Origin of the sequence: Methylicorpusculum oleiharenae (assembly GCF_009828925.2) — a bacterium.
Taxonomy (GTDB): Bacteria; Pseudomonadota; Gammaproteobacteria; order Methylococcales; family Methylomonadaceae; genus Methylicorpusculum; species Methylicorpusculum oleiharenae.
In genome coordinates this window covers 215977-242736 of the sequence record NZ_WUTY02000001.1, presented here as the reverse complement: position 1 = coordinate 242736, position 26760 = coordinate 215977, and the positions used below count along the sequence as shown (strand labels likewise).

The following is a 26760-nucleotide window of genomic DNA, read 5'->3' as shown; positions in this document are numbered from 1 at the left end:
ACTTAAGGCTAATTTTTATAACCCCTCCAGTGAACCTTGGGTATAAAACGGAATCTTACCGAAGTCATCAACAACAGCCTACCGCACAAGGTTAATCATGAAAATGAATAGAAAACTCTTAGCGTTGGTAATGCCGCTCAGCATTATTTTCCAGTCCGCCATCGCAGAAAATACTAAAGAAATTTTGGTTTATCGAAGCCCAACTTGCAGCTGCTGCGGCAAATGGCTGGAGCATTTGAAACAGAATAACTTCGAAGTCAAAGATATTGTCACTGAAGATATGGATCAAGTTAAGGCAAAATTGGGCGTGCCCAAACAACTGGCGTCCTGTCACACGGCGGTAATCGACGGCTACGTGGTGGAAGGACATGTGCCTGCCGCCGATATCGAGAAAATGTTGAAGGATAAGCCGAGAATTGCCGGTATCAGTGTGCCGGGTATGCCTATGGGTACTCCGGGTATGGAAATGGGTGGGCGGAAAGATCCCTATCAGGTCATATCTTTTGACAAAGACAATAATCAGCAAATCTATAACAGCTACGAAAACGAATAAGCCTTGCGGTTATGCAACCAGGTGACGATTGAAAAAATAAGTATCTGTTAAGGCATTCAACGATTCTGTACCGGTCGATTTTCACAATTCCTGTATCATGAATTCAAATCTTTTAAGTCGAAATGGTATCTGCTCACCCCCTCCCATTTTATTGGGTGTTGGTGTTTGATTTCAACGGACGCATAAATACGTCCCGGTAGCTCTCTGCAACATCCCTGTTGCAGAAGCCTTTTCAATCACCTACACCCCAATTCCAAACGGGCGAGTAGTTACTCGAAATTTTAAGATCCAAAGTGTGAGTTGAGTGATCTGCAACTGAGGGTAATGAAATGAAAATCGGTGTACCAAAAGAAATCAAAATACAAGAAGGCCGTGTCGCGATGACACCCGAAGCTGCAAAACTGTTGATAGAGAAAGGTCATCAGGTTTTTGTTGAGTTTGATGCTGGTCTGGACTCCGGATTCAGTAATGAAGGCTACCAATCTAATGGTGTTACATTAGTGACTGCTCAAGAGGCTTGGAACGTTGATCTGGTTGTCAAGGTTAAAGAGCCGATGCAGTCGGAATATCAGTATTTTGATAAGCAAATGTTGTTTACCTTTTTTCATTTGTCCGGAGTCGATTCGGCATTAACCGAGGCTTTATTAAACTCTAAAGTAACCGCAATAGCTTATGAAACCCTGGAAAACGAGGAGGGAAGATTACCCATACTCGCGTCTATGAGTGCTATAGCCGGCAATATGGCTACCTTGATTGGGGCTTATTATTTGGCCAAACCCCATCTGGGTAAAGGCGTTCAGCTTGGAACGGTTATGGGTAAACAATACGGTACCGTATTGGTCGTGGGAGACGGCATAGTTGGACAGCATGCCGCACAGGCGGCCTGCGGTCTTGGCGCTAAAGTAACGGTAGCGGGAATTGATACGGCCTGGATGCAATGGCTAAAAGTCTCTATGTTGCCGGAAGTAGACTTTATTGTTTCAACGCAAGAAACGCTTGAAAAACAAGTCGCCCAATCTGACCTGGTGGTGGGTGCCGTCCTTTGTCGCGGTGCTAAAGCGCCAAAAATTATTACTGAAGCCATGGTGAAAAATATGTCCAAGGGTTCCGTGATTGTTGATGTGAGCATAGATCAAGGCGGATGCATGGAAACATCCCAACCTACAACTCATTCTGAGCCGGTGTTTGTCAAACATGGCGTCACACATTATTGCGTGACGAATATGCCCGGTGCTTATCCCGTTACGTCGACACTGGCTTTAGTTGATGCGACTTTGCCGTATATCAAAAGTCTGGTAGAAACCGGATTGCAAAATTTAATCCGAAATGACAAAGGCTTTTCAAAAGCCATATTGGTTTATCAAGGACAGCTGACCAGCGAACAAGTAGCCAATGACTTGGGTTTGCAGAGCCGCTTTAAGCACCTTCACCAGCTGATTTAGGTTATATATTCGACGGGGCAACAAAACGAAAGTGATGCACCGTGTGTTTGCGGTTGATGATAGCCAATCCGACATACAGTCTTTTGGAAGGTCAATACTTCGCTTTTAGGATTGTACTCTACCAGCTAACCCGACCTATGTCTTTTCAATGATTGAAAAAAAGCTAACCCTCTCCCAACTAGAACAATACCTTTCCAAAGCGGCCTGGATTCTCAAAGGTCCCGTCGATGCTTCGGATCATAAGGTCTACATCTTCCCCTTGCTATTCTTCAAGCGTATTTCCGACGTTTACTACGAAGAATACAACCAAGCTATGGTCGAATCCGGTGGAGACGAGGATTACGCATTGCTGCCGGAATTTCACCGATTTGATATTCCGCAAGATTGCCACTGGAATGATGTGCGCGAGACGGCCACTCATGTCGGATTGTCAATTGAAAAAGCCCTGCGGGGTATAGAGCAAGCCAACCAAGAGTTTCTTTACGGCATTTTCGGCGATGCCCCGTGGAGCAACAAAAACAAATTGTCCGACAAACTGTTGATCGATCTGATTGAGCACTTTTCTCAATATCGGTTAGGCAACGAAAACGTCAACCCCGATATGCTGGGGCAAGCCTACGAGTACCTCATCAAGCACTTTGCCGATCTTACCAACAAAAAAGCCGGTGAGTTTTATACCCCGCGTTCTGTGGTTCATTTACTGGGACTGATCCTCGATCCGCACGAAGGCGAAAGCATTTATGATCCCGCCTGCGGCACCGGTGGCATGTTGCTGGAATGTGCTTTGCATTTAAAAGACGAAGGCAAGGAATGCCGCACCCTCAAGTTGTACGGACAGGAAATCAATCTGCTCACTTCCGCCATTGCCCGCATGAACATGTTCATGCACGGCATCGAGGAATTCAGCATCGTGCGTGGCAATACCTTGACTAATCCGGCCTTCCTGGAAAACGATGAACTGAAAACTTTCAACGTCATCCTCGCCAACCCGCCATACTCGATAAAAGCCTGGGACCGCAAAGCCTTCGAGAGTGATCCGTATGGTCGCAATCTCTGGGGCACGCCGCCGCAGGGATGCGCCGATTATGCGTTTCAGCAACATATTCATAAAAGCCTGGATAAAGATAATGGCCGCTCCATTTCTTTATGGCCGCATGGCATCCTGTTTCGCGATGCGGAAGCCGGTATGCGCCGCAAGATGATTGAGCAGGATTTGGTGGAATGCGTAATCGGCTTAGGGCCAAACCTGTTTTACAACTCGCCGATGGAAGCCTGTTTGCTGATAACCAAGACCAATAAGGAAGTCGGTAGAAAAGGTAAGGTGCTAATCATCAACGCAGTCAAGGAAGTTAGACAAGACAAGAATATTGCTTTCTTGGAGCCTCAGCATATTGAACGTATTTATCAGGCCTATCAAGCGTTTCAGGATCAGGACGGCTTTTGTAAGGTTGTCGATCTCGATGAGGTGCTCAGCCGCAACGCCAGCTTAAACATGTCGCTATATGTCAGCAATGTCGATAGTTCGGCTGAAAAAATCACGCTGGATGAAGCTCTGCAAAATTGGACACAATCATCGGCTGAATTAAAAAACAGCATGGACGAATTATTCGCAGCACTCACTTAAAGTAGTATTTTTCCCGGCAGAGTATTACTATTTGCCCGTAGTGGAGGTGTAAGCTATGCAAAGAATTAGTATTACCATTGAAGATCAGTTGAAAGCCGAATTGGATCATATTACCGGCAAAGGCGAACGCGCAGCCTTTATCAGCCAGGCCATACAAAAAGCGGTGGATGACTGGCATAGACAACAAGCATTAAAAAAAATTCTGGATTTCAAGCCCTATAAAATCGATCGGGATTCGGTCGATGTCTTGCGAGAAGTCAGAGAAGGGCGAATACAACAAGTGCTTGAGTCCAGCCAGGAATAACCATGCAACGCTATGTCATCGACAGTCCGGTATTCAACAAGCTCTATCTGGATGAAGCCGATCGAGATAAGGCGCAACATCTTTTCATTAAAGCCGCATCTGCAGAAATCATGTTGTTAGCACCGGACTTGCTGTATTTGGAAGTGGTGAATACCGCGCAACGCTGCGGAGTTCCGATCGATGCCGTGGTCGAGTTATTGGAAGCCCAGCGTTATTTAATGCAAATGCGGGCCTTAACCAACGATGAACGGAATCTGGCGCTACAAATTATCGGCAGCGGCCATGATAAAAGCGGCTACCCTTCCATTTACGATGCGATTTTTCATGCCATGGCCTTATGCAACAATGCGGTTTTGGTAACGGCGGATAAACGCCATTATGCGAAAACGCAAGAATTGGGAAGTATTCGTTTGCTGAGTGAATTGAAAGTTTGAAACAGTACAATCTAATGATTGTTAGCGTATGGATACATTATTTTCGACTCTCCTCGGTGGCACCGTGTCAAAACAGAAAACGTCTGCAGCCACAAACCAACAGCAGGTACAGTGATGATAGGGATACACGGAAGATGGATTTAAAAAATCTGGATAAATCCAATTGGCAAACTTATCGATTCGATCAAATCGCCAAGAACATTTCCGAACGGGTTGACCCCAATAATACCGGCTTAAAGGTATATATTGGCCTGGAGCATATCGATTCGGAATCCATTCATATTAAACGCACCGGGTCGCCGGATGACGTTAATGGGCAAAAATTAAGGTGTTATCCGGGCGATGTGATCTTCGGCAGACGCCGGGCTTATCAACGCAAGGCCGCCATTGCCACGATTGATGGTTTTTGTTCGGCGCATGCCTTGGTATTACGAGCGAATCCCGAGGTAATCGATCCGCAGTTGTTTCCGTTTTTTCTGCATTCAGATGCGTTCATGCACCGGGCGGTGGATATTTCGGTAGGCTCCTTGTCGCCGACGATCAATTGGGGAACACTCAAACATCAGGAGTTTCTGCTTCCGCCCAAAGACCATCAAGCGAAACTTGCTGAACTGCTTTGGGCTATGGATGCCGTGGTTGAAAAAGAAATGAGTTTGTTAGTAAGTATTGAATTATTAAGAGATACAAATAGGGAAAAGCTTTATACATATGGACTAGATGCCCTAAAAAATGAAAATACTACTAATCTTAAAGTTAGTAAATGCGGACTGATACGTAATGATTTGTTAGAAAAAAAGTTTTTCGATTGTGTAGAAATAACAATCGGCCAAGTTGATCCAAAGGTCGATAAATACTCAAAACTCTACCAAATTGGTTCAGAACGTATTGAACCAAATACTGGACAAATCAGCGAACTTAAAACTGCAAAAGAGCTGAATATCTCAAGCGGAAATTATTTGTTTACGGAAGAAGATGTTATTTACTCGAAAATAAGGCCTTATTTCAAGAAGGTTGCTAATCCTAATTTCACTGGTTTATGTAGTGCTGATATCTATCCTCTCAGGCCAAAAGATAAAAGTTTGAGTAAAGAGTTTCTTTTCTGTTACTTACTTACTGAAAAATTTACTCGTCGATTACTGAGGTTTCAAAATAGGACTGGAATGCCAAAAGTAAATAGAGATGAACTAAGCTCAATGTACATTCCATTACCTTGCAGAACGCCATCAACAGTAACGAGAAAAAGGATGCCTTTGCTCGCGATTTTAAGTATTTGGCAAAGCTATGGGAATCCTTATCCCCTGATAATCTACTGAACTTGTATCAGAGCGACTATAAGTGGTTGGCTCAGGTCTACGAGTCTGTAAAACCAGCGTCAGACAATATTGTCAAGTTGCTGTGGCTGTCATTAGGTGCGCAGACAACACAATTGATTCATGAAAATATCCATGTCGGTGATGTGCATGTTTTAGAAGAATATGTACTGGACGCCGATGTCATCAAGGACATTTTTAATCATCCAGACCAGAAGAAAATTAAGCAACTTGAAAAAATGCTGGTCAAGCGATTTCAAAAACATGCCGACCTGCCGCAATTCATAAAGCTCAGCGAATTGTTGGAAGCATTACGCGACAAGGCAGAAAAAGGCCTGATCAGCTCGATTGAGTTCGTCAAAGAGCTTTGTAAAATCGCCAAAGAAACGGTTCAGGCTGAAAAGGAATTGGATGAAGTCGTGCAAGATAAAACCCCGCAAGCGGCATTGACTGAGCTATTCCTGAAATTGAAAACCGACCAGACTCCGGCGGTAGTAGAGCGCATCGTCGCAGATATAGACGCGATCGAACGGGTGGTGCGTTTCCCTGGTTGGCAGCACTCCACATCGGGTGAACGGGAAGTTCAAAAGTCGTTGCGCAAGGCCTTGTTGAAGTACCAGTTGCATAAGGATCAGGCGTTGTTTGATCGGGCTTATGCTTATATCAAGGAATATTATTAATCTCAAAATGTTCCCAGGATACTCCGTGCGAATGATACGAATCGCTTCTTTGTCTCTGTTATTCCTGGCAATCGTGGCTGGCGGCAGTATTGTCGGATTGATGCTGGCGTCATTGCCGGTTGAAGAGGGTGAAATAACCTTGCCTGGTTTGGTGGCAAGGGGGATTGTGCTTGGCGACGATCTGGGTGTCCCCTCCATAACGGCGGATAGCAGAGCGGATGCTCTGCGTATCTTGGGCTATCTTCATGCCCGGGACCGCTTATTTCAAATGGAACTGATGCGCCGCAAGAGTGCCGGCCGTTTGGCGGAACTCTTCGGTGCGGCAGCGGCTCAATTGGATCGTAAGCAGCGCACTTATCAGTTATCGAGAACCGCCGGAATAATCGTCAACGATTTGCCGCCTGAGCAACGTCGGGCATTACACGTGTATGTCGAAGGCGTTAATGCCTATATCGAACAGGCGCGTGTTTTACCTCCGGAATTTCTGGTTTTGCAGTATCAACCGGAACCGTGGCAAGCCGAAGACAGCATTCTGGTTGTTTTGGGTATGTTTCAAACCTTGAACGGTCAGGAACAGGGCGAACGCATGGTCAGCGTGATGGAACGGGCACTTCCCTCTGATTTGCTGACTTTCTTGACGCCAGATACCGATAGCTATGCCACAGTTTTGGTAGGAGGCCCGGTTTCGCGGCGGTTTAATCCAACCCTTCCGGCAGCAGCGCTGGCGGCATTGCCGAAAGCCGAGGGCTATGCGGCCAATCACCGGGTCGATGCTGAGAATGTTGTGGCAGGTTCCAATAATTGGGTGGTGTCTGGCATTAAGACGGCGGATGGGCGGGCTATTGTCGCAAACGACATGCACCTTGGCTTGAGTGTTCCCAATGTTTGGTATCGCGCAGAATTGGCCTATCAACAACGGCATCTTTTCGGCGTCACATTACCGGGCGTGCCGGGCATTGTTGCCGGTGGCAATGATGATGTGGCCTGGGGATTTACCAATGTGACTGCTGATTTGGTGGATTTGATCAGTCTGGAGGTCCGTCCCGGTCAACCGGACTCGTACCGCACCCCGCAAGGCTGGCAAGAATTTGGTCAGCACACTGAAACAATTAAGGTTAAAGATGCGGCCGATATTGAAATAACCTTGCAAGACACCGTCTGGGGACCGGTTTCAGATAGCTCTTTGCTGGGGCGGCCGGTCGTCATAAAATGGACTGCATTAGAACGGCATGCAGTGGATTTGGGGCTGCTGGATATGGATAACGTAAAAACTACCCAACAGGCGATAACGGCTATGAATAACACGGGTGGTCCGCCTCAAAATGTGGTGATTGCCGACAAGGAAGGCCATATCGGCTGGACCTACATGGGACGTTTTCCAAGGCGGATCGGCTTTGACGGTTTAGCCAGCCGTTCCTGGGCCGATGGTCATTTGGCTTGGCAGGGTTATATTCCTCCGGAGGAACTGCCGCGGTTACTGGATCCCCCCGAAGGATTTATTGTAACGGCCAATAACCGCACCTTAGGCAGGGAGTATCCTTACGTCATTGGTCATAATTGGGCTCTGGGGTATCGCGCTTTTCGTATTGCCGAATTATTACGCGATCGTCAGGGGCTCACGGAACAGGATCTGTTGGCTGTCCAATTGGATAATCGCAGCGGGGTTTTGGATTTCTATCAACAACTGGCGCTGAACGCACTGCAGGGGCTGGGAACTAAAGATGCCGAATTACAAGACGTCGAAGCAGCGCTTCACGCTTGGGATGGCCGCATGCAGTCCGGTAGCATTGGCGCTGCTTTTTTAGCGGAATTCAGGAACCGGTTAGCGCAGGAAGTATTTGCGAAAGTGGTGGCGGCCTGTCGTGTCTATGATCCCGATTTCCGTTACGCCTGGAGGGAAATGGAGACACCGTTACGGCAGTTGTTAATTGAGCGTCCACAAGGGGTGTTGAATACCCGTTATCATGATGATTGGCCGCAGATGATCATCGATATCATGCGTCAAACCAGCCGCGCATTGCATCAGCAATACCCGGAAATTAGTCTGACGCAATTGACTTGGGGACAGACGCGTTCCGTCAGCTTACAGCATCCTTTTAGCAAGTCAGCCTCCTTTTTGGGTAACGTACTGGATATGCCACCCTTTGAAATCGATGGATGTGCGAGCGTCTGCGTCAAAGTTTTAGATACCGCTCATGGCGCCAGCGAAAGGCTGGTGCTATCGCCTGCGCACCCGGAAAACGCAATTTTTCATATGCCGGGAGGCCAATCTGGGCATCCCTTGTCGCCCCATTATCGAGATCAGCAGAGGTTCTGGCAGAAGGGCATTGATGCACCTTTACAATCAACTACCAAGCCTTATCATTTGTCGTTTTTGCCCCAGTGAGAGGGATCACAGGATAGTGCCGGTTTAATCCATGCTTTCTGCATCCTGCCAACGTGCAAACCACTCGGTCAATTCGCGGGTATCGCCCATGCGGTGGTCGACAGCGTCCTGGTTGCCCCATACCACATCGGCCCAAGCGCCATTTTCCACGCGTGATTCGATCTCCTTACAGTAAAGCCCCAAGTCACGCTGGACATAAAATCCGTAAGTTCGGCAAGCTACCGGGCGGTGCGCGTAGACCCTGCAAGCTCCAGCTTCCTGGTCCAGCAGCGGGCAGACGATGGGACGTGATGACTCCCCGATCAGCGCAGCGATCTGCTGGCCGATTTCCCGTAGCAACTCTTGCGGCAACACGGCCAACCCCGACCGAAGCCAATTCCATTCTTCCGCAGTGAGCCGGGGTATTTCGGCAAGCCGCCGGCAACAGCCGTCACAACCCCGGCGGCATAGCCAATCGGGATTCTCGTCACGGATGACGCTGACGCGTGCTTCGATCTCAGCATGAAGTTGGGTGAGCGTATTCATTTTGATAGAAGGCCTTTTACCGTGATGTAAAAAAACTGTGATGATTCAGCTGAACAACAAAACGATGGTGATGCGTATCTGCTCACCCCTTCCCGTTTTATTCGGTGTAGGTGCCTGATTTCAAAGGACGCATTAATACGTCCCTGTAGCTCTCTGCAACATCCCTGATGCAGAAGCCTTTTCAATCAATCATCTACACCCCCTATTTCAAGGGGGCGAGAGTAGTTACGGTTATTCACAGGCTGGGTTGAGTTAGCTTGGAGAGCGTAACCCAAGAAGCGAAGCATTTAATTTCTGTTGGGTTACGAAAAGCATGCAATCTAACCTAAGCGGGCTACCAGCATCGTCACCTCAGCTTTTAATATTATCTACATGCAGTCCACATTCTTTTTTGTGAGAGGCTTCCCACCACCAGCGGCCTTCGCGTTCGTGTTGGTTCGGCAGGACAGGGCGTGTGCAGGGTTCGCAGCCGATGCTGGTAAAGCCGCGTTCATGCAGGGCGTTATAAGGTACATCATAAGCTTCTATGTGATCCCACACTTTAGCTGAGGTCCAATTCGACAGCGGGTTAAACTTTATCAGCGAATGATCCGGCGTCGAAAAGGCGCTGTCGATTTGAACTTCCGGTAAATCTTGCCGTGTATCCGTGCTTTGATCCTTGCGTTGGCCGGTTATCCAGGCATCCAGGTGGGCCAGTTTTTTTCTTAAGGGTTCAACTTTTCTGATGCCGCAACATTCCTTATGGCCGTCTTCATAAAAGCTGAACAGCCCTTTGCTTTTGACGAAGGGGTCCAGCACAGTGTAATCAGGCGTTATCAGTTCAATTTCAATGCGGTAGTGAAGCCGCACTTTTTCGATAAACCGATAAGTTTCAGGGTGCAGGCGGCCAGTATCCAGGCTGAATACTTTGATATCGTCTCTGATCCGCTTGGCCATATCGATCAGCACCACGTCTTCGGCTCCGCTGAATGAAATGGCAATAGTGTCAAAGCTTTCAAGCGCCTTTTTAAGAATTTTACGCGGATTGGCCTGATGTAATTCAGTTTGGGCCTCTTCAATGTCGAATGCGGTCATGCTTTATCAAATATGCGGTGAGTGAGAGGGGGTTATTTCTGGGCAAAATAGTGAGCCAGAAAATCATCGAAAGGAATTTGATCTTTTTGTTCCAGTTCTCTTTGTTTGGCCAATGATTGGCTGGCCATTTCATTGAAGGTATGGGTCAGTTTGGGATCAAGATGATGCTTGCGGAAGTGTTTTTCATGTTCCGCCGAGGCGCGAATTGCGAAACAGGCAAACGCTTCTTTATGATCGGTCATTTGCTCCAGAATTTTGGCGGAAGGCGTCAATTCCTGATCCTGAACGGTTTCCTGCATCTTTTTTAGCGCGTCCCTGTATGGCGATGCTTTTTGATCGGCATCAAGCAACTGACAGATAGGTTCCATTGCGGCAAAAATTTGGTCAGCCCAGTCATCCAGGGGCATTTCCTCGCCATCCTGTTCCAGTTCCAGGCCTCGTTTGCGGCCGTGATTGGCAACTTTTAACTGGTTCTGGTTGTTGGTGCGGTGATCTTCCTGAGATAAGGGTGGGCTTTTCTGGAAGAAACAGGTGATAAGAAACGCTTCTACGAAATAGGCGGTTTCCGGTTTTATCCCTATGGGGCTGAACAAGTCGAGATCCAGCGATCTCAGTTCAATGTAGCGAACGCCGCGGCGTTTTAATGCAAGTGTTGGCTTTTCGCCGGAAAACGCAATTTGTTTGGGGCGGACGATGCTGTAAAACTCATTTTCAATTTGCAGCAGATTGCTGTTCAACTGCCGGTATTGGCCATCAACTTTGACTCCGATTTTTTCATAATCAGGAAACGGCGTTGATATGGCCTGGCTTAAACTCTCAACATAGCCGGATAACGAGTTGTAATCGATGTGCAGGTTTGCCTGGTTCTTGCTTTTGTAACCGATATCGCTCATGCGAAGCGAAGTGGCATAAGGATGATAAAGCGTGTATTGATCAAATTCTTCAAATTGATCCATCAGATGCGGACGGCTTTTAAAGAATTTTTTACAAATGGCCGGAGAGGCGCCGAACAGGTATAAAATCAACCAGCCTTGACGCTGGATGTTGCGAATCAGGTCAAAATAGGCCGCCGCGGTGTAATCTTCCAGCGATAACGGGCTTTTTTCCAGTTTGTGCAGTTTTTTAAGCAGAGCGGTGGGCAATGAATAATTGTAATGGATGCCAGCAATTGCCTGCATGGTCCGGCCGTAACGATGCCAAAGACCGGTGCGGTAAATATGTTTCATCTTTCCGATGTTGGACGTCCCGTACTCGGCTATCGGGACACTTTCGTCGCCATCAATACCGCAGGGCATGCTTGCTGCCAGCAGCATTTCTCCTTTGACCTGGTCATAGACGTACTGGTGTATGTTATTCAGATAATCCAGCGTATCTTTGGTATCTGCAAAAGGCGGTGTAATAAACTCAAGCAGCGCTTCGGAATAATCGGTGGTGATATGCGGATGCGTCAGTGCTGCTCCCAGCGCTTTCGGATGCGCAGTATGAGCGATGACGCCATCGGCAGAAATTCGTAAGCTTTCTTTTTCTATCCCCTTCAGGCCGCCGCTGATTAAGTCCTGGCCATTGTTGTCAAGAAGCAGTTCAAGCCGTTTAGGTAGTTTATAGTTTAAATTGGTCATAAGGTGGGCGATGGGGCCCTTCAGTCCTGATATAATCGGTGCATTATAAAGGTTTAACCAGATTGAAGAAATATTATCGAAAATCAGGATGTTTCTATTATGCCGGGCAAAGCCCTAGAAGTTTTAAAAACTGTTTTTGGCTACAGTAGCTATAGAGGCCATCAACAGGCCATCATAGAAGATTTATTGCTGGGAAAGGATGTACTGGTTTTGATGCCAACCGGGGGTGGGAAGTCGCTGTGTTTCCAGGTTCCCGCCATCGTCAAGTCCGGTGTGGGTATCGTGATATCGCCCCTGATTGCGCTGATGCAAGACCAGGTGAGTGCGATGCATCAACTCGGCGTAAAAGCGGCTTATCTTAATTCGTCCATGACTGCTGATGAAGTCAATTCAACCGAGCAGCAATTGCGCAAAGGCCAATTGGATCTGTTGTATATCGCGCCGGAACGTTTGAAATCGCCGAGAACCTTGTCTTTGCTGAATCAGCTTGAAATTGCCTTGTTTGCGATTGACGAAGCGCATTGCGTTTCTCAATGGGGTCATGATTTCCGGGTGGATTATCTTCAGCTTTCCATTTTGCAGGAAAATTTTCCGCGTGTGCCGCGAATTGCGCTGACAGCCACAGCGGATGAAAAAACCCGGCAGGAAATTATTCACCGTCTGGGTCTGGAGCAGGCCAATATCTATATCAGCGGGTTTGACCGGCCCAATATCCGGTATCGCATTGTCCAAAAACAAAAGCCCAGAGAGCAGTTATTCGATTTCATTCAAACCGAACATTCCGGTGATGCCGGTATCGTCTATTGCTTGTCGCGCAAGAAAGTCGAAGAGACGGCCCATTGGCTTCAGGAAAGAGGCATCACCGCCTTGCCCTATCATGCCGGCCTGGACAACGCGGTTAGAAAAAAACATCAACACCGCTTTTTGATGGAAGAGGGCCTGGTGATTGTTGCAACGATTGCGTTTGGCATGGGGATAGACAAGCCGAATGTCCGTTTTGTCGCGCACTTGGATTTGCCCAAGAGTATTGAAGCTTATTATCAGGAAACGGGACGGGCTGGCCGGGACGGATTACCCGCAAATGCCTGGATGGCCTATGGCCTGCAGGATGTCATCATGTTGCAGCAATTGCTGGCCGGTTCAAATGCCGATGAAAGCCATAAGCGTATCGAATACCACAAACTGGATGCGATGCTGGCGCTGTGCGAGCAGGTCAGTTGCCGCAGACAGGCCTTGTTAGGGTATTTTGGTGAACAGCTGGAAACCGCCTGTGGCAACTGTGATACCTGCCTGGAACCGGTTGAAACCTGGGATGGATCGCTGGTAGCTCAGCAGGCCTTGTCCTGTATTTACCGGACCGGACAACGGTTTGGCGTCAATTATCTGATCGATGTGCTGATGGGGCGCTCCTCCGAACGTTTAAAGAGCTTCGGTCATGACAAACAGTCGACCTTTGGCATAGGTAAAACCATTGACGAAAAGCAGTGGCGGTCGGTGTTCAGGCAATTGGTGGCAAGAGGCTTGGTTGCCGTTGATTTTACGGCCCACGGGGCGCTCAAATTAACCGAGGCATGCAGGCCGATTCTGCGTGGCGAACAGAATCTCATGTTAAGAAAAGATGTGCTATTCACCAATAAGAAGCAGTCCGGCCGAGCGGACAGGGTTAATAAAGACAATCAGAAAAATTCCTCATTATGGGAAGCGCTTCGTGCACTACGGCGGGAACTTGCCGAAGCCCAGGATGTTCCGCCTTATATGATCTTTGGTGATGCCACATTAAACGAAATGCTGGAAAAAAAGCCGCTGACTCACGCCCATTTTATTGCACTTTCGGGGGTAGGGCAGAGAAAGCTGGATTTATACGGTGACAAATTTATTGCTGTTATTAAAACCTGGAGTGCGGCTGCGCAAGACAGCGATACAGTTGCAAAAACGCTGGATTTGTTCCGGCTGGGTTATAAGGTTCAGCAGATTGCAGAGCAACGTTCATTGACGATGGATACGGTATACAGCCATCTTTCCAGAGCGCTTGAACTGGGCCTGGCTGAGCTGGCGGAGGTTGTCGAATTATCGCAAGCCCAGATTCAAAGCATTGAGGATGTCATCATGAATTTACCGGAGGAGCAAAAAAATGCCTTAAAACCGGTGTTTGATTTCTTTGACGGGCAATACAGTTACGGCATTATACGCTGCATCCGGGCGGCGTTTTATCATAAAATCGGTTAGGATTTTGTTTAACTGAGCGCGCTGCTGGTTTGGTTCTCATCCTTAAACGTGTAAACGGTTGTCAGACAGTGATCCAGCCATTTTTCCAAAAAATAATTCAATCGCCATTTGTAATTGAGTATCTCGGTGATTTGGGCCGGGTCTTTATAGACTCGGTAAACTTCGGATCGATCGCAATCGTTCAGCACTTCGGCAAGCTGGGCGTCTTTATACATTCGAATGGTCACGTCCGGTGTGATGGGGTAGTCAGTCGCATAACTGAACCGATGGCTCAGCTTTATCGTCAACGTGTAGTGGGATCGCTCGATGATAGACAAGGTTAAATCCGGCCGTTCAGGTGAGATGCCAACCGCAGTTACGTTAATTTTGAGCAGCTCGGGTATAAGTTTTATCAGTTTCTTATAATTCGATTCGCACAATAATTCCAGACAAGCCGCTTTGTTGATAGGGTTAACGTAGCCCATGGTTTTTTATTAATCTTCCCGGTAACACGCATAAGCGCTGGCAGTTTCCCACAACACCACTTGATCAATATCAAAACCTGCACTTTTAATATAGCGATATATCATTTTACTGAGTATTTCGGCAGTGGGGTGTTCGTCTAAAGCGAGAAACCTTTCCTGGTTTTGTTCAAGAAGCGGAATGATGGGATCGTCTTTATGAAGAAGAAAATTATGATCGAGTTGCTCATCAATAAACGACTCGACACAGTCTTTTATATCGGAGAAATCGCAAACCATACCCTGATCATTGAGCTGATCCCGTTTGATAGATATGGAAGCTTTTACGCTATGACCATGTAAGTTACGGCATTTTCCGGGATGGTTCATCAGACGGTGACCGTAACAAAAATAAACTTCTTTGGTAATGATGTGCATATTCGATGGGTACACTGTCCGTTTTGTATTAAGTGAATGTTGATCAAGTGCCTTTGATGCTTTTGATGGTGGCGGCTATTTCAAAGCGGCCATCGTCTTGAAGTGTGTTTCTGACCACCTCAATAAATGCCGTCATCGGAGGTGTTACTGAATTTTTGGGCATGATGTTAACTTCCATCGCCTTACCGGGCTCAAATGCAGTGTCAGCGATAAAAGAAACGCCTGATCCACTGATTGAAGTACAGTTACCCGTTTTTATTTCAGCCGAATCGGCAAGTCTGTAGCTCAGCTCGCAATCGACGTTCATACGGATGTAATTTCGTTTTTCATCATATTCCAGCATAGAAATCCTCTTTAATTTTTGCCTGGCTTGCCGCTTATTTCAAAGCATTTTATATAGACCATAGCACCAGAGTTTACTATAAAAAAAGGCTGTATTGATCAAATATAATGACTTTCGGGAATTGATTACAGCTGTATTGCATCAATATTCGGGCAAAAAAGACTTTGCTCTGGCAATTGATAAAAAATGATGTAATATCTAGCCCCCTGAATCCTGCCTTTCCCCGTATGATTAGGTTAAACGAATGACTAAAGCGACAGTATTGACCGGCATTACCACTACCGGCACACCCCACTTGGGCAACTATGTGGGTGCGATCAGGCCTGCAATTTCAGCCAGTAAAGATCCTAATGTTAGCCCATTTTATTTTCTTGCCGATTATCACGCGCTGATTAAATGTCAGGAGCCTGAACGTGTAAGGCAATCCAGCCTGGAGATTGCTGCGACATGGCTGGCGTTAGGGTTGGATACCTCAAATGCCGTATTTTATCGCCAGTCCGATGTGCCGGAAATCATGGAATTGACCTGGCTATTGACCTGCGTTACATCTAAAGGCTTTATGAACCGGGCACACGCCTACAAAGCGGCTGTCGCCGAAAACGAGCAAAGCGGTGAAAACGATCCCGATAAAGGCATCACGATGGGCTTGTTCAGCTACCCGATTTTAATGGCCGCTGATATTTTAATGTTTAATGCACACAAGGTTCCGGTCGGTAAAGATCAGATTCAGCATATTGAGATGGCCCGGGATATTGCCGGACGTTTCAATCATATCTACGGCGAGCATTTCGTGATTCCAGAAGCGGTCACCAGCGAAAATGCAGCGACTTTGGCCGGTATGGACGGCCGTAAGATGAGTAAGAGTTATAACAATACGATTCCGTTGTTTGAGCCCGAAAAAAAGTTAAAAAAATTAATCAATAAAATCAAAACGAATTCCCTGGAGCCAGGCGAACCTAAAGATCCCGATACCTGCACACTGTTCGGCATCTATCAGGCTTTTGCATCGGCGCAGGAAGTTGGGGTGATCCGCCAGCGTTATGCTGAGGGCATAGGCTGGGGGGAAATGAAATCGGTACTGTTCGAATATATCAACGAACATATTGCACCTTCGCGCGAACGCTATGAAGCCTTGTTACAGGCGCCGCATCACATTGAAGAACAACTCCAGGAGGGTGCTGAAAAAGCGAGGGCCGTCTCTGTACCCTTCATGAAAGAGTTGCGAAAAGCGGTAGGCATATCGAAAATCACCGCTTAACTTATTCGTAGGTTGGGTTGGCTATCGCCAACCGCAACCTACCCGGTGCATCACTTTTGTTTTGTTGCAACGCTGAATCGTTACCCTATTTTTAACTTATCCCATCAACGCCTCAGTGGGATTCGACTGAATCACACTGAGGGTAATGTTCAATCAGCAGCGATTTATTGTCTGCAGGCAGTTCGGCCAACAAGGCAATCTGCCCTGAAAATTGTTGATCAACAATTCTGCCGTTCAGTTTATTGAGCTGATATTCAAACTGTTGCAACTGATTATAATCCAGCGTGAGTTTTACCCTCTCAAAGACAACATACTCAATAATCTCGGTTGCTTCGATGGCTTTTTTGGCGACATTCCCATAGGCACGCGTCAATCCGCCTGCGCCCAGTTTCACGCCGCCAAAGTAGCGGATGACGGCAACCACCACGTTAACCAGATCCTTTCCCTGTAAATGCTGAAAAATCGGTTTTCCCGCCGTTCCTGAGGGTTCGCCCGCATCGAAAAACCGGCAGACCATTCCTTCCTGCGTTAAAATTCGGTAGGCAAAGACAATGTGGCTGGCATCGGGATGCGACTCATGAAGACCTTTTATAATGAGTAAGGCTTCCTGTTCATCGGCGCAGGGCGACACAACACCGATAAATCGTGATTTTTTTAGCGTTTCTTCAACCGTTTGTCCGGTATTCACACAATACATGGGTGACTCATTTCTTTATATTTGCGGCATGATAACACTGCGCTCAAACCGTTGATTTTGGCTAGGCCCAATCCACGCAGCGTTACTGATTAAGCGTTGCATTATTTGCAGCTAGCCAAAACGGCTTGATTAAACACATCTGCTTGACTTTCCAGCAATGTGAAATGAGCTTTGGCACGGGTAATGCCCGTATAGACCAGTTCGCGGGTCAGAACAGGGCTTAGGGTTTCAGGCATGATCAATGCGACATGATTAAACTCGGAGCCCTGGGATTTATGTACCGTCATTGCGAACGCGGTTTCCACATCCGGTAAACGCATCGGAGATATCCAGCGGATAGAAATCTGGTCGCCGGTGTCAGGAAACGCCACTCTCAATTTCCCATTAAAGTCATTCAGTGCGATACCGATATCGCCATTCATCAAGCCCAGGTTGTAATCGTTGCGAGTAATCATAACCGGCCTTCCCTCATACCAACGGTCAAGACGATGAGATTCGCCGGAGGAATCATAACTTTTTCCCGGCGTTAAACCCGTAACAGCGTCAGTTGGGCTTTCAGCGTTTGGAACCGGTTTATGAACGCTAAACAGCCATTGCTCGATACGCTGATTTAAACCTTCTACTCCCCAAGGGCCCCGGCGAACGGCGCACAGGACCTGAAACGTATCAAAAGCATCCAGAACCTGTTTCGCCCATTGATTGAAGTGGTGGCTGTCTTCAGGGCGCTGCTGACAGATCACGTCAAGAAAATAGCGATAGCCCTGACGTTGTTGAGGATTGCCGCCGGCCGTGATCAGTTGTTTCAAGCGGCTGTCGGCAGGATCGTCAAGTAATAAACGGGTCAGATCCTGGTAAGTCGCCGTATCATTCAAGATCGCCTGGGCCTTCAGGGCCTTGCCCGCATTAACCGCTCTGGCCAATTGGCCTATGCCGCTGTGCTCGCCGAACCGATGGCTAAAGCGCAGCATGACGGTTTGCTGATTGATCGCTGAACCTTTTAAGGCGGATTCTGCCAATGTCACGCCTGCAGTCTGTGCTATCCAGTCCCGGGTCGGCAGGTCATATGCCTGATTTTCTGCACCTTGGCACAAATCACCCATCACCGCTCCAGCTTCCACCGAGGCCAGCTGGTCCTTATCACCCAGCAATATCAATTGAGCTGACTCCGGCAAGGCATCAAGCAAGCCTGCCATCATTTCAAGATCGATCATTGAGGCCTCATCGATGATGACGATATCTGCGACCAAAGGATTATTGCGATGATGAATAAATTGTCGGGTGCCTTGCCGACTGCCCAAAAGCCGGTGCAAAGTGCTCGCTGATTTGGGAATCAGTTGTTTGATGGCGTCATCAACAGTCAGTCTGGCTAATGCCTGACTGATCGATTCGCTGACTCTCGCCGCTGCTTTACCGGTAGGGGCCGCCAACAGCACTTTGAGCTTGCGTGTCATGCCTGCATCGCTTTTCGACAACTGAATCAGCAACGCTAAAAGTTTGGTCAGGGTTGTGGTCTTGCCGGTTCCAGGTCCACCGGTAATAATTGCGAATCGGGATCTTAGCGCCAGGGCGCAAGCAATTTTTTGCCAATCCGGTTGCTCCCGGTTGTCCTTAAACAAGCCGGTTAGCTGCAAGAGCAACGCATCAGGAAGTCCGCTTCGAATAGGTTGCAGCCGTGATTGAATCGACGCATTTAAAATTTGTTGATACTGCCAGTAACGGCGCAGATACAAACGATGACCTTCCAGAACCAAAGGCGTAGGCGTATTGCCGCACCCCGAGGAGATCAACTGCGAGCCTGCAAGCTCCTGTTTCCAGTGTTGCAGGGTATAGGCTTTGAGTAGGTTTACTTCGGCAAAAACAGTTTCGTTGCCTGAGCGGCGGACATCATGACCGGGAATGGCCAGTGTCAATTCGGGTTGCCGGCTGAGTTTTTCCAGATCCAGAAACACTTCGCCTTGCTCGAGTTGATGGCTCAGCAATGCTCCGGCCCAAAGCACAGCTTCGTTTGCCTGTGCGTCCTGAGATAGCAGAAAGCGCGCAAAAGCCCTGTCTAATTGACTCAACCAGCCACGAACGAGCCATTGGTCAATGTGTTTCAATACAGCGAGTTCTTGTTCTTGATTCATGAACGTGCTCCTTGCCGGGTTGAGCCTGAAAACAGTTTATCCATGCCGTCAATCAGGGTTTCGGGCGGCTTATCGAACATCCGCCCCCCGGACGGATGTTGACTGCCCCGCAGGAACAGATAAAGTCCGCCGCCTAGGTGTTGGTCATAATCATAACGCTCGCCCAATCTGGCTTTTAACAGCCGATGCAAGGCCAGCAGATACAGCGCATATTGCAGGTCATAACGTTTGGCCAGCATCGCCGATTCCATCGCCTCAAGCGTATAAGCATCATCGTTGTTGCCCAGCGCATTGAATTTGTAATCGATGACGTAATACTGCCCCTGATGTTCAAACAGCAAATCAATAAAGCCTTTCAATAAGCCGTTAAGATGATTAGGGAGCAAGCGTGGCCGGGGTTTTCCGCCAAATGTGTGCCGGGTGACCAAGCGGTCCAGAGCCTGAATATTGACATCATCGGCGCCGATCAGAAATTCAGGCTCAGCCTGATAACGGCTTTTGCCCAGCGAGGCCAGGGTGATGTCTTGGTCCTTCAGCAAAGGCAGGTTTAACCACCGGTTTAACCCTTCGACTATGATGTCATGTTGATCTATCCAGTCCGTTTGATGAAAGATCGATTCAATCAGTTGCCTGCGCAGTTGTTGATCGGCATGGACGGTTTGAAAACCCTGTTGAGCGCATTGCTCCATCAATTCATGAATTAATACGCCGGGTCCGGCGCCTCGCGGCAAGCTATGGATGCCTTGTGCAACCAGTGAAAATTCTGACGGGGTATCGGCTTCATCACTTTGTTTGTCGTCCAGAAAGTTTTCCGGCGCTTCGGGCGTATAGCCTTCGCTGTGGATAAAACCCTGGTCCTCGGTTTTCAAAGCACTGTAACTGGCTATCCACCAGTTATCGGCGATAGGCGCGGTTGAGGTTCTGGGCGATTCTATTGCAGGCTGTTGCTGTGAAAGCCGGTAGAGATCAGTACCGGGCTCGGGCAATGCTTCGACTGTAATACTCTCGCAATCGCCTTTAAGCAGGCCCAATTGTCGGCCTAATTCACCGGCCGCCATTTTGGCTTGCCAGCCCAGCAAATAGCCCATTGCACTTTTTTCTAGCTGGCAAGTTTTGGAATTGCCGGTTTTGACTGGCGCTATACCCAGCCAGCAGGCATATTGTGCTCGCGTGATTGCAACATACAGCAGGCGTAAATCCTCCTGCAGGCGCTCGTTCTCGTTCAGTCTCTTGTTTTCATCGCGCTTGCTTAAATCGATGGTTAAGGTCTGGTGTTCATCGTGGAAGCGGTAATAACGGGTGCGCTGGCTGTTGATTTCCCTGAAACTGCAGATGAACGGCAGAAACACCAGCGGGTATTCAAGGCCTTTTGATTTATGAATGGTAATGATTTTGATCAAATTGGCATCACTTTCCAGGCGGATGATGCTTTCATCTTTGCCCTTAGCGTTCTCTCTATCGGTGATAGCCTCGGCCAAATGCCGGATCAGCGCCTGTTCGCCTTCAAGCTGGCCACCGGCTTGCTGCAACAATTCTGCCAGATGCAGCAGGTTGGTGATGCAGCGTTCGCCTTCGTTGTCCCCGGTCAGTCTTGCGTGTACGCCATAGTCGCTGAGCAGTTGCCGCACCGTTGGCAAAATGCCGTCTTGCTGCCACCGTTTCTGGTAGGCTAGAAAACGTTCCAATTGTATTTCCCAGGCAGGCTCATCCAGTGTGAGCTGATGCAGCGTTTGGTAGGACCAGCCCATTGTAGCGGTGCTTAAGGCTGCGCGCACTTTGCGTTCGTTGCGGGGTTCGGCCATCGCTTTCAACCAGATCAGCAGATCGGCTGCTTCGCGGCTGTCATAAATCGAGTCACGTTCTGAAAGGTAAACGCAGCGTAATTGCCGCTTCGCCAATGCGGCACGCATGATTTTAGCTTCCATTCCGGTGCGGACCAAAATCGCAATGTCCGCAGGTTGAACGGGTCTTAAGGGTCCTGATTTCGCTTTAAATCCGGTCTGCAGAGGGTGGGTCGAGTTCAGCAAGCGGACGATTTCACTGGCTGTGACGTCGGCCATTTGCGTTCTGTAAACGGGCAAACCGACGCCTTCCGAACTCTCCCAATGCCAAAGCGTCACCGCCGGAACCGCCGCTTGTCCGTTGATCTGCCAGGCCTCTTCGCGGCCTTTGGCCTCAACCGGAATGAACGGTAACGGATTGACCTCGCCGTTTTTGAATCGAAACGCGCCCTCTTGCTGTTGATCGGCAAAGACAAAGACCTGATTGACGGCATCGACCAGGGCTTTAGTGGACCGGTAATTGGTACCCAAGGTGTAATGTTTGCCTGCCGTGGCATGGTGGGCTTTAAGATAGGTATAGATGTCGCCGCCCCGGAATGAATAGATGGCCTGTTTGGGATCGCCGATCATAAAGCAGCCCAGTCCGGCGTCATCGGAATAGACACGCGAAAAAATCCGGTACTGCACCGGGTCGGTATCCTGAAATTCGTCGATCAACGCGATAGGGTATTGCTGAAGAATGACAGTTTTCAGGCGCTCGCCGTTGAGTCCGGACAAGGCTTTATCCAGTCGCGTCAGCATATCGTCAAAGGTCATGCTGGCGATGCGTTGTTTTTCTGAATCGTAACGGTTTCTAATCCAGTGGATGGCATGTAAGGTGAGTTTTTCGGTGATGTCTTCTTCTTGTCCGGTATGACTGACCAACCGGTCTATCGCTTCAAACGCGGCGTGTTGCAAAGGATCGGCCTGTTGATGGGCTTTAACCAGGCCTTCCGTTAATTTTTGCCGACCGAATTTTGCCAGATCCTCAATAGCCAGCGTATAACCTTGATGAGCCCATGCATCCAATTCAGCCAATTTGTCGGCGAATCCGGCTCTACGGTAACGATTGCCGTTCAGCCAGCCCCCCTGAGAGGCTTTGTTTAGCAAGGTTTCGATTCCCGTCTGATCGGCAGACCACAGTGTGCGAGCCTGGTTTTCCAGGCCTTGCCGCTGTAATTCCCAGGTTTCCCACCGGTTAAATACGGCGGCTAAGTCATCATCGACGCATTCAAGGCCTTGTGCTTCTGTTTCCGTGAGTAAAGGCTTGAGTTCCCGGATCAGGTCATCCGGTGAGCGGGCCAGTTTGAATACAGCCTGACACTGAGTTTCAGTAAGCCGGTAATAAAAAGTCCGCCAATAATCCCTGACCGTTTCATTCAAAAGACCGGTGTCATCATTGTCGACCTCTTGACGAAACAGACTGCCGCTGTCAAACGCATGTTGCTGCAGCATGCGATTACACCAGCCGTGAATGGTATAGACCGCCGCTTCATCCATCCAGTTAGCGGCCAGTTCCAGACGACGGGCGAAAGCAGGCCAAAGGTCAGGCGCATAGCAGGTTCTTAATTCGGTCAGAAACTCATCGCAGTCCGTGCTTTGTTGACGAAAAAAAGCGGCTGCCTGTGTCAGGCGAGCACGGATGCGTTCACGCAGTTCTTTGGTAGCGGCATCGGTAAACGTAACAACCAGAATATCCGGCGGCAGTAAATCCCGCCCCTGTTCAGAGAATTCCTTTGTTGTGCCAAGTATCAGGCGGACATAAAGGGCGGCAATGGTATAGGTTTTTCCGGTGCCGGCGCTGGCCTCGATCAATCGCGTGCCCTGCAATGGAAAATCAAGTGGGTTTACCTTGTTGACGTCTGTCATACCGGACCTCCCTGTTGCCGAATCTGCTGAAAAGCGGCCTGATAAAGCAGAACGGCCCAGGCTTCAAAAAGGTCAGGGTTCAAGCTGATAAAAGTCGGGAAAAACCGTGCCAGATAAGGATCAAAGTCTACTTCGCCCGGCTTCCAGTCGCCGCCGTCATATTGCTCTTGGGCCGCTGCCATGGCTGAAACGGGCGGGGCGCCTAACCAGGCAAAAGCCGTCCGGCATGCAACCGGAAGCGGGGCTTGCATGCCTTGATACCAGGCTTCGGCTAGCGTTTTGAGCAGTTCCAGCGCGTCGGCTTGGGGCAGTGGGGCTATGTCAAGCTCCGTATCGGCGCCTGCCAATATCGATTGGACCGCCATGCCGCTCGCACACGTAGCCAAGTGCTGTACCCAGTAGTGCAAAAGATTGGCATATTTGATCTTGTCACTGTTCATCAGTTTCTGAGCGGTTAAATGAAGCATGCTGAGTGATGATCCCTTGCTGCTTTTTCGCAAATGATCGAGGTCACCCTGTAAGGTAATAGTGACCCCGGCATCCATTTCAAAATGGAATTCAACTGATTGCGGTGCCATTTCAACAGGCCAATCCGGCAGGAGGGTTTGGTATTGCCGCCAGGCTTGTTTAACGGGTTCAGCAATTGTGTTGAAGGCCTGTCGCGCAAAGCCGCCGTAAGGAAGCCGGCCTTTTTGAGTCATCGTCCTGCGCTGATTCTCGAAGAAGCGTTCCGGATTCGCGGGTTTTTCGCTTTGCAAGGATGACAATAACTCATTAGCCAGCAGATACGATTCCAAAGCGTTAAAGCTGAAAGGTTCATTATCTTCGCTGGTTACAGTCTCTTCATCAAAACCGAACTTAAGCGTATGAAGGCAAAACGCTTTAACCGGCGCTTTCATAAATCGGGCCAGGGACTCGAGGTTCAACGTAAACGTTTTTTCATCAGCCACCCTGTTTGACGTCAAGGTCAACTTATTCTGGGTTTGCTCATACCATTCCTGTGCATAAGTGAACAGTCGCGAGTCGCGGTTTTTGGCCACATAATGAAGGCTGAAAGGCTGTAGCGGGTGCTCAACCGTTAATACTTCAAGCAAGAGTCGGTCTGTTTCTGCCAGCCTCCAGCCTTGAGCCAGGACATCGCGCAATTGACTCACCAGGACTGATGGCGGCCGCTCACTGTTATCACGAATACTGCGGCCCACCCAGCTGATATAAAGTTGATCTCTGGCTGACAGTAGCGCTTCCAGAAACAGGTATTGATCATCCTGTCTGCGTGACCGGTCGCCAGGGCGGTACTGGCCTCGCTGACTCATCAGATCGAAGCTGTGACCGTGTTGAGTCCGGGGATAATCACCGTCATTCATGCCCAGCAGGCAGATCAACCGGAAAGGGATTGCGCGCATCGGCATCAGCGTGCAGAAATTGACCCGGCCGCTGAGAAACCGTCGGTGCAATGAGGGCTCATCTACTTCAGTCAGCCAGGCTTCCCGGACTACAACCAGCGGCAAGGTATCGTTAGACGTTAATCCGGACTGTTCGCAGATCTGTCCCCAGTCGGTTAATGTGCGGCTCAGCGTTTCCAGCATTTTTCTATCTCGTTCATTGCCTGCACTAAAAAAATCGTCCAATAAAGCCGACAAAGTCTGTTGCCAGGTTTCGACATTGTGTTCATGGCGCAGGAGTCGTGTATATTTTTCAAGCGTTTCCAGGCAAACAGACAAACTGCCCAGCCATTTCGCGTCCAGTCCGCCGATTTCTTGATAAGGTTCTATGTCATTGAAGGCTCCTCCGGCACCTACGGCAAAACCCAGCAGCATTCTTCGCAAGCCGAATTGCCAGGTGTTGGCATCCAGATGGTCGGGCATGGCGACTGTTTGCGTGCGTTGTTGCGCATTAAGTCCCCAGCGGATGCCCGATTCCTCTATCCATTGATGCAGTTTGGGAACCGCAGATTCATCGATAGCAAAGCGCTCTCTAAAAGCGGGGACCTCCAACAACGCGAGAAACTCACTGACGGTGAAACGCGATTCCGGCAACTTCAGCAACGCTTCGACAGCGACCAGCAGCGGGTTAAGGCCTCTCTGTTGCTGATCGGTCAAACTGAAGGGTATATAACGTGGATCATCAGGTTTTACCTGTCCGAAGACGGCAAGAATATGCGGCGCATATTTGTTAATGTCGGGCACCATGACAATGATGTCGCGCGGGAATAACGTCTCGCCATTTTGACCAGAGGCATTAAACCGGGCCAATAACTGGTCATGCAGAATTTCGACTTCACGTTGCGGACTGTGAGCAATATGAAACGTCAGTGAATCATCCGCTGCGTTAATCTGAACAGGTGCTCCGGGGATGGGCTCCAGATCCAGAATCGATTGTTGCAGATGGTTCAGCAAACTCCGTTGGCCGGGCTCCCCGTAGTTATTGAACAAGTCGATTTTGTTATCCGGCCAATGCCAGTTTACGTAGGTCCGGGTTTCGTCAAAGTGATCCAGCAAGCGGATATAGTCGCGTCCCTGTTTACCCCATGCGGCCAGTAAAGGATTGGCATGAAGATGCAGTTCGTCATCGGATAGCGCGGTGGACATTCCGGATTTATAGTTTTGCCTGCGCCGTTCGGCTTTCAAAAGTTCTTTGTCTTCAATGATATCCGCCCAGTAATACCGGCACGGGTTTGGAATAAACAGCACAATCTGGCAAAATTTTCCCAGTTTGGCCACGACTTCCAAAGACTGTTGAGGTAAGGACGACAAGCCGAACAATATCACTCTTCGCGGCAGTCCCTCCGGTCTTGTGTCTATCCCGTCTATAGCGTGCATGAAACGGTCATGCACCAACGCACGGCTCGCAAACGCGGTATCGGCTTCATTTAAATCGGCCATGACGGCTCGCCATAAAGCGGCTTGCCAACGATGTTGACCGCCAAGCGTTAAAGGCTCTCCGTGTGGGCTGCGCAAAAAATCATGACCTTCCGCCCAATCTGCAATCCAGTCCGAACGATAAACCTGATATTGATCGAACAGATCAGCCAGCTGTTCTGCCAGTTGGTAACGTTTGCGGCGGCTGGTGTCTTCGGCCAGAAATGTGGCCAGCGTTTCAAATTCAGGTTGCGAAACCAGCGCCGGCAGCAAACGGTATAAGCGCCACGTCAGGGGGGCTTTGGCGAGCAATTGTTGCTTGGGAATCTGCTGTCCCAATACCGCCCGGTAAACACTCCAGATGAATAGCGAAGGTAATTGCACCGTCATTCCTGCCGCGATACCCAGCGAATTGTTTTGAGCCAGGCTTTGCTTCAACCATTGCCCCATGCCGTTACTTTGGACTAAAAAAACCTCATTTTCCAGAGGCGCCAAAGGATGCACCTGCAGCCAGTGTTCAACCACATCGCGCAACGTTTCCAATTGATTGGAATGGATGATTGCAATGCCGTTTTCAAGCGGTGTGCACGGAGGTTTTTCAATCATATTTTAATGTCAGTAATGTGTGTAAGTCGTTGTGTTCGTATAACTGCTTAATTTAATTAGTAAGTTTCATGAAAGCTTGGTGAAAGGCCAATGAAAGTATTTATCAATACTATGAATTTGCAGCAATT

At 48.8% G+C, this 26760-nt stretch carries 20 protein-coding genes; 10 read left to right on the top strand and 10 right to left on the bottom strand.

The annotated features are described in order from the left end of the window. Window positions 1-103: 103 nt before the first annotated feature. The 8 genes from GO003_RS01175 to GO003_RS01140 all read left to right on the top strand — a co-directional run bounded on the left by GO003_RS01175 (window position 104) and on the right by GO003_RS01140 (window position 8733). Window positions 104-553 carry a DUF411 domain-containing protein gene (locus GO003_RS01175; RefSeq protein WP_331001617.1) on the top strand — a complete coding sequence of 150 codons (450 nt, stop codon included), beginning with the start codon at window positions 104-106 and terminating at the stop codon, window positions 551-553. Between the two features lie 329 nt (window positions 554-882). Then, the gene (gene ald / locus GO003_RS01170) at window positions 883-1995 is read left to right on the top strand and encodes an alanine dehydrogenase (protein ID WP_159652307.1); all 1113 of its coding nucleotides are present in this window, start codon (window positions 883-885) and stop codon (window positions 1993-1995) included. A 148-nt stretch (window positions 1996-2143) separates the two neighbouring features. After that, complete coding sequence (locus GO003_RS01165) at window positions 2144-3619, top strand: type I restriction-modification system subunit M (RefSeq protein ID WP_159652309.1); 1476 nt, start codon at window positions 2144-2146, stop codon at window positions 3617-3619. 55 nt (window positions 3620-3674) lie between these two features. Continuing rightward, window positions 3675-3923 carry a hypothetical protein gene (locus GO003_RS01160; protein ID WP_159652311.1) on the top strand — a complete coding sequence of 83 codons (249 nt, stop codon included), beginning with the start codon at window positions 3675-3677 and terminating at the stop codon, window positions 3921-3923. 2 nt (window positions 3924-3925) lie between these two features. Then, entirely contained in the window at window positions 3926-4357 is a 432-nt protein-coding gene (locus GO003_RS01155; protein ID WP_159652313.1) for a type II toxin-antitoxin system VapC family toxin, read from the top strand. 134 nt (window positions 4358-4491) lie between these two features. Then, window positions 4492-5670: a restriction endonuclease subunit S gene (locus GO003_RS01150; RefSeq protein ID WP_159652315.1), complete on the top strand. Its 1179-nt coding sequence runs from the start codon at window positions 4492-4494 to the stop codon at window positions 5668-5670. Further along, complete coding sequence (locus GO003_RS01145; protein WP_231088765.1) at window positions 5628-6347, top strand: DUF3387 domain-containing protein; 720 nt, start codon at window positions 5628-5630, stop codon at window positions 6345-6347. Before GO003_RS01150 ends, GO003_RS01145 begins: the two co-directional genes overlap by 43 nt. Before the next feature lie 31 nt (window positions 6348-6378). After that, window positions 6379-8733, top strand: coding sequence for a penicillin acylase family protein (locus GO003_RS01140; RefSeq protein ID WP_231088764.1), 2355 nt, complete (start codon window positions 6379-6381; stop codon window positions 8731-8733). Between the two features lie 24 nt (window positions 8734-8757). Here the strand turns inward: GO003_RS01140 and GO003_RS01135 are convergent, their stop codons facing one another. From GO003_RS01135 to gshA, 3 genes are all read right to left on the bottom strand, one after another. Then, window positions 8758-9258: a YkgJ family cysteine cluster protein gene (locus GO003_RS01135; protein WP_159652317.1), complete on the bottom strand. Its 501-nt coding sequence runs from the start codon at window positions 9256-9258 to the stop codon at window positions 8758-8760. A 351-nt stretch (window positions 9259-9609) separates the two neighbouring features. Next, the gene (locus tag GO003_RS01130) at window positions 9610-10332 is read right to left on the bottom strand and encodes a phosphoadenylyl-sulfate reductase (RefSeq protein ID WP_159652318.1); all 723 of its coding nucleotides are present in this window, start codon (window positions 10330-10332) and stop codon (window positions 9610-9612) included. A gap of 32 nt (window positions 10333-10364) precedes the next feature. Continuing rightward, window positions 10365-11951: a glutamate--cysteine ligase gene (gshA, locus tag GO003_RS01125; RefSeq protein WP_159652319.1), complete on the bottom strand. Its 1587-nt coding sequence runs from the start codon at window positions 11949-11951 to the stop codon at window positions 10365-10367. Between the two features lie 99 nt (window positions 11952-12050). Between gshA and recQ the strand changes: the two genes are divergently transcribed. Next, window positions 12051-14177, top strand: a complete 2127-nt coding sequence (recQ, locus tag GO003_RS01120) for a DNA helicase RecQ (protein WP_159652320.1) — start codon at window positions 12051-12053, stop codon at window positions 14175-14177. Window positions 14178-14185: 8 nt separating this feature from the next. Here recQ and GO003_RS01115 read toward each other — a convergent pair whose 3' ends face one another. Genes GO003_RS01115 through GO003_RS01105 form a run of 3 tightly spaced genes read right to left on the bottom strand, consistent with a single transcriptional unit; the run spans window position 14186 to window position 15398 of the window. Beyond that, complete coding sequence (locus GO003_RS01115) at window positions 14186-14641, bottom strand: DUF1249 domain-containing protein (protein WP_159652321.1); 456 nt, start codon at window positions 14639-14641, stop codon at window positions 14186-14188. 9 nt (window positions 14642-14650) lie between these two features. Continuing rightward, window positions 14651-15055 (bottom strand): 6-pyruvoyl trahydropterin synthase family protein, encoded by a 405-nt coding sequence (locus GO003_RS01110; protein ID WP_159652322.1) that lies wholly within the window; start codon window positions 15053-15055, stop codon window positions 14651-14653. Window positions 15056-15098: 43 nt separating this feature from the next. Continuing rightward, a complete protein-coding gene (locus GO003_RS01105; protein ID WP_159652323.1) occupies window positions 15099-15398 on the bottom strand; it encodes a PilZ domain-containing protein in 300 nt (99 codons plus the stop codon). A 244-nt stretch (window positions 15399-15642) separates the two neighbouring features. On the opposite strand from GO003_RS01105, the gene GO003_RS01100 reads away from it, so the two are divergent. Then, a complete protein-coding gene (locus GO003_RS01100) occupies window positions 15643-16656 on the top strand; it encodes a tryptophan--tRNA ligase (RefSeq protein ID WP_159652324.1) in 1014 nt (337 codons plus the stop codon). A 112-nt stretch (window positions 16657-16768) separates the two neighbouring features. On the opposite strand, the gene GO003_RS01095 is transcribed toward GO003_RS01100, so the two are convergent. From GO003_RS01095 to recC, 4 genes are all read right to left on the bottom strand, one after another. Then, window positions 16769-17353, bottom strand: a complete 585-nt coding sequence (locus GO003_RS01095) for an IMPACT family protein (RefSeq protein ID WP_159652325.1) — start codon at window positions 17351-17353, stop codon at window positions 16769-16771. A gap of 101 nt (window positions 17354-17454) precedes the next feature. Then, complete coding sequence (gene recD, locus GO003_RS01090) at window positions 17455-19479, bottom strand: exodeoxyribonuclease V subunit alpha (protein WP_159652326.1); 2025 nt, start codon at window positions 19477-19479, stop codon at window positions 17455-17457. After that, a complete protein-coding gene (gene recB, locus GO003_RS01085; RefSeq protein WP_159652327.1) occupies window positions 19476-23168 on the bottom strand; it encodes an exodeoxyribonuclease V subunit beta in 3693 nt (1230 codons plus the stop codon). Before recB ends, recD begins: the two co-directional genes overlap by 4 nt. Beyond that, window positions 23165-26632 (bottom strand): exodeoxyribonuclease V subunit gamma, encoded by a 3468-nt coding sequence (recC, locus tag GO003_RS01080; protein WP_159652328.1) that lies wholly within the window; start codon window positions 26630-26632, stop codon window positions 23165-23167. Before recC ends, recB begins: the two co-directional genes overlap by 4 nt. Window positions 26633-26760: the final 128 nt, after the last annotated feature.

What these genes read in the sequence shown, in the direction of transcription:
- GO003_RS01175 (WP_331001617.1), top strand. Translation starts at nt 104, where the DNA reads ATGAATAGAAAACTCTTAGCGTTGGTAATGCCGCTCAGCATTATTTTC.
- ald (WP_159652307.1), top strand. Translation starts at nt 883, where the DNA reads ATGAAAATCGGTGTACCAAAAGAAATCAAAATACAAGAAGGCCGTGTC.
- GO003_RS01165 (WP_159652309.1), top strand. Translation starts at nt 2,144, where the DNA reads ATGATTGAAAAAAAGCTAACCCTCTCCCAACTAGAACAATACCTTTCC.
- GO003_RS01160 (WP_159652311.1), top strand. Translation starts at nt 3,675, where the DNA reads ATGCAAAGAATTAGTATTACCATTGAAGATCAGTTGAAAGCCGAATTG.
- GO003_RS01155 (WP_159652313.1), top strand. Translation starts at nt 3,926, where the DNA reads ATGCAACGCTATGTCATCGACAGTCCGGTATTCAACAAGCTCTATCTG.
- GO003_RS01150 (WP_159652315.1), top strand. Translation starts at nt 4,492, where the DNA reads ATGGATTTAAAAAATCTGGATAAATCCAATTGGCAAACTTATCGATTC.
- GO003_RS01140 (WP_231088764.1), top strand. Translation starts at nt 6,379, where the DNA reads ATGATACGAATCGCTTCTTTGTCTCTGTTATTCCTGGCAATCGTGGCT.
- GO003_RS01135 (WP_159652317.1), bottom strand. Translation starts at nt 9,258, where the DNA reads ATGAATACGCTCACCCAACTTCATGCTGAGATCGAAGCACGCGTCAGC.
- GO003_RS01130 (WP_159652318.1), bottom strand. Translation starts at nt 10,332, where the DNA reads ATGACCGCATTCGACATTGAAGAGGCCCAAACTGAATTACATCAGGCC.
- gshA (WP_159652319.1), bottom strand. Translation starts at nt 11,951, where the DNA reads ATGACCAATTTAAACTATAAACTACCTAAACGGCTTGAACTGCTTCTT.
- recQ (WP_159652320.1), top strand. Translation starts at nt 12,051, where the DNA reads ATGCCGGGCAAAGCCCTAGAAGTTTTAAAAACTGTTTTTGGCTACAGT.
- GO003_RS01115 (WP_159652321.1), bottom strand. Translation starts at nt 14,641, where the DNA reads ATGGGCTACGTTAACCCTATCAACAAAGCGGCTTGTCTGGAATTATTG.
- GO003_RS01110 (WP_159652322.1), bottom strand. Translation starts at nt 15,055, where the DNA reads ATGCACATCATTACCAAAGAAGTTTATTTTTGTTACGGTCACCGTCTG.
- GO003_RS01105 (WP_159652323.1), bottom strand. Translation starts at nt 15,398, where the DNA reads ATGCTGGAATATGATGAAAAACGAAATTACATCCGTATGAACGTCGAT.
- GO003_RS01100 (WP_159652324.1), top strand. Translation starts at nt 15,643, where the DNA reads ATGACTAAAGCGACAGTATTGACCGGCATTACCACTACCGGCACACCC.
- GO003_RS01095 (WP_159652325.1), bottom strand. Translation starts at nt 17,353, where the DNA reads ATGTATTGTGTGAATACCGGACAAACGGTTGAAGAAACGCTAAAAAAA.
- recD (WP_159652326.1), bottom strand. Translation starts at nt 19,479, where the DNA reads ATGAATCAAGAACAAGAACTCGCTGTATTGAAACACATTGACCAATGG.
- recB (WP_159652327.1), bottom strand. Translation starts at nt 23,168, where the DNA reads ATGACAGACGTCAACAAGGTAAACCCACTTGATTTTCCATTGCAGGGC.
- recC (WP_159652328.1), bottom strand. Translation starts at nt 26,632, where the DNA reads ATGATTGAAAAACCTCCGTGCACACCGCTTGAAAACGGCATTGCAATC.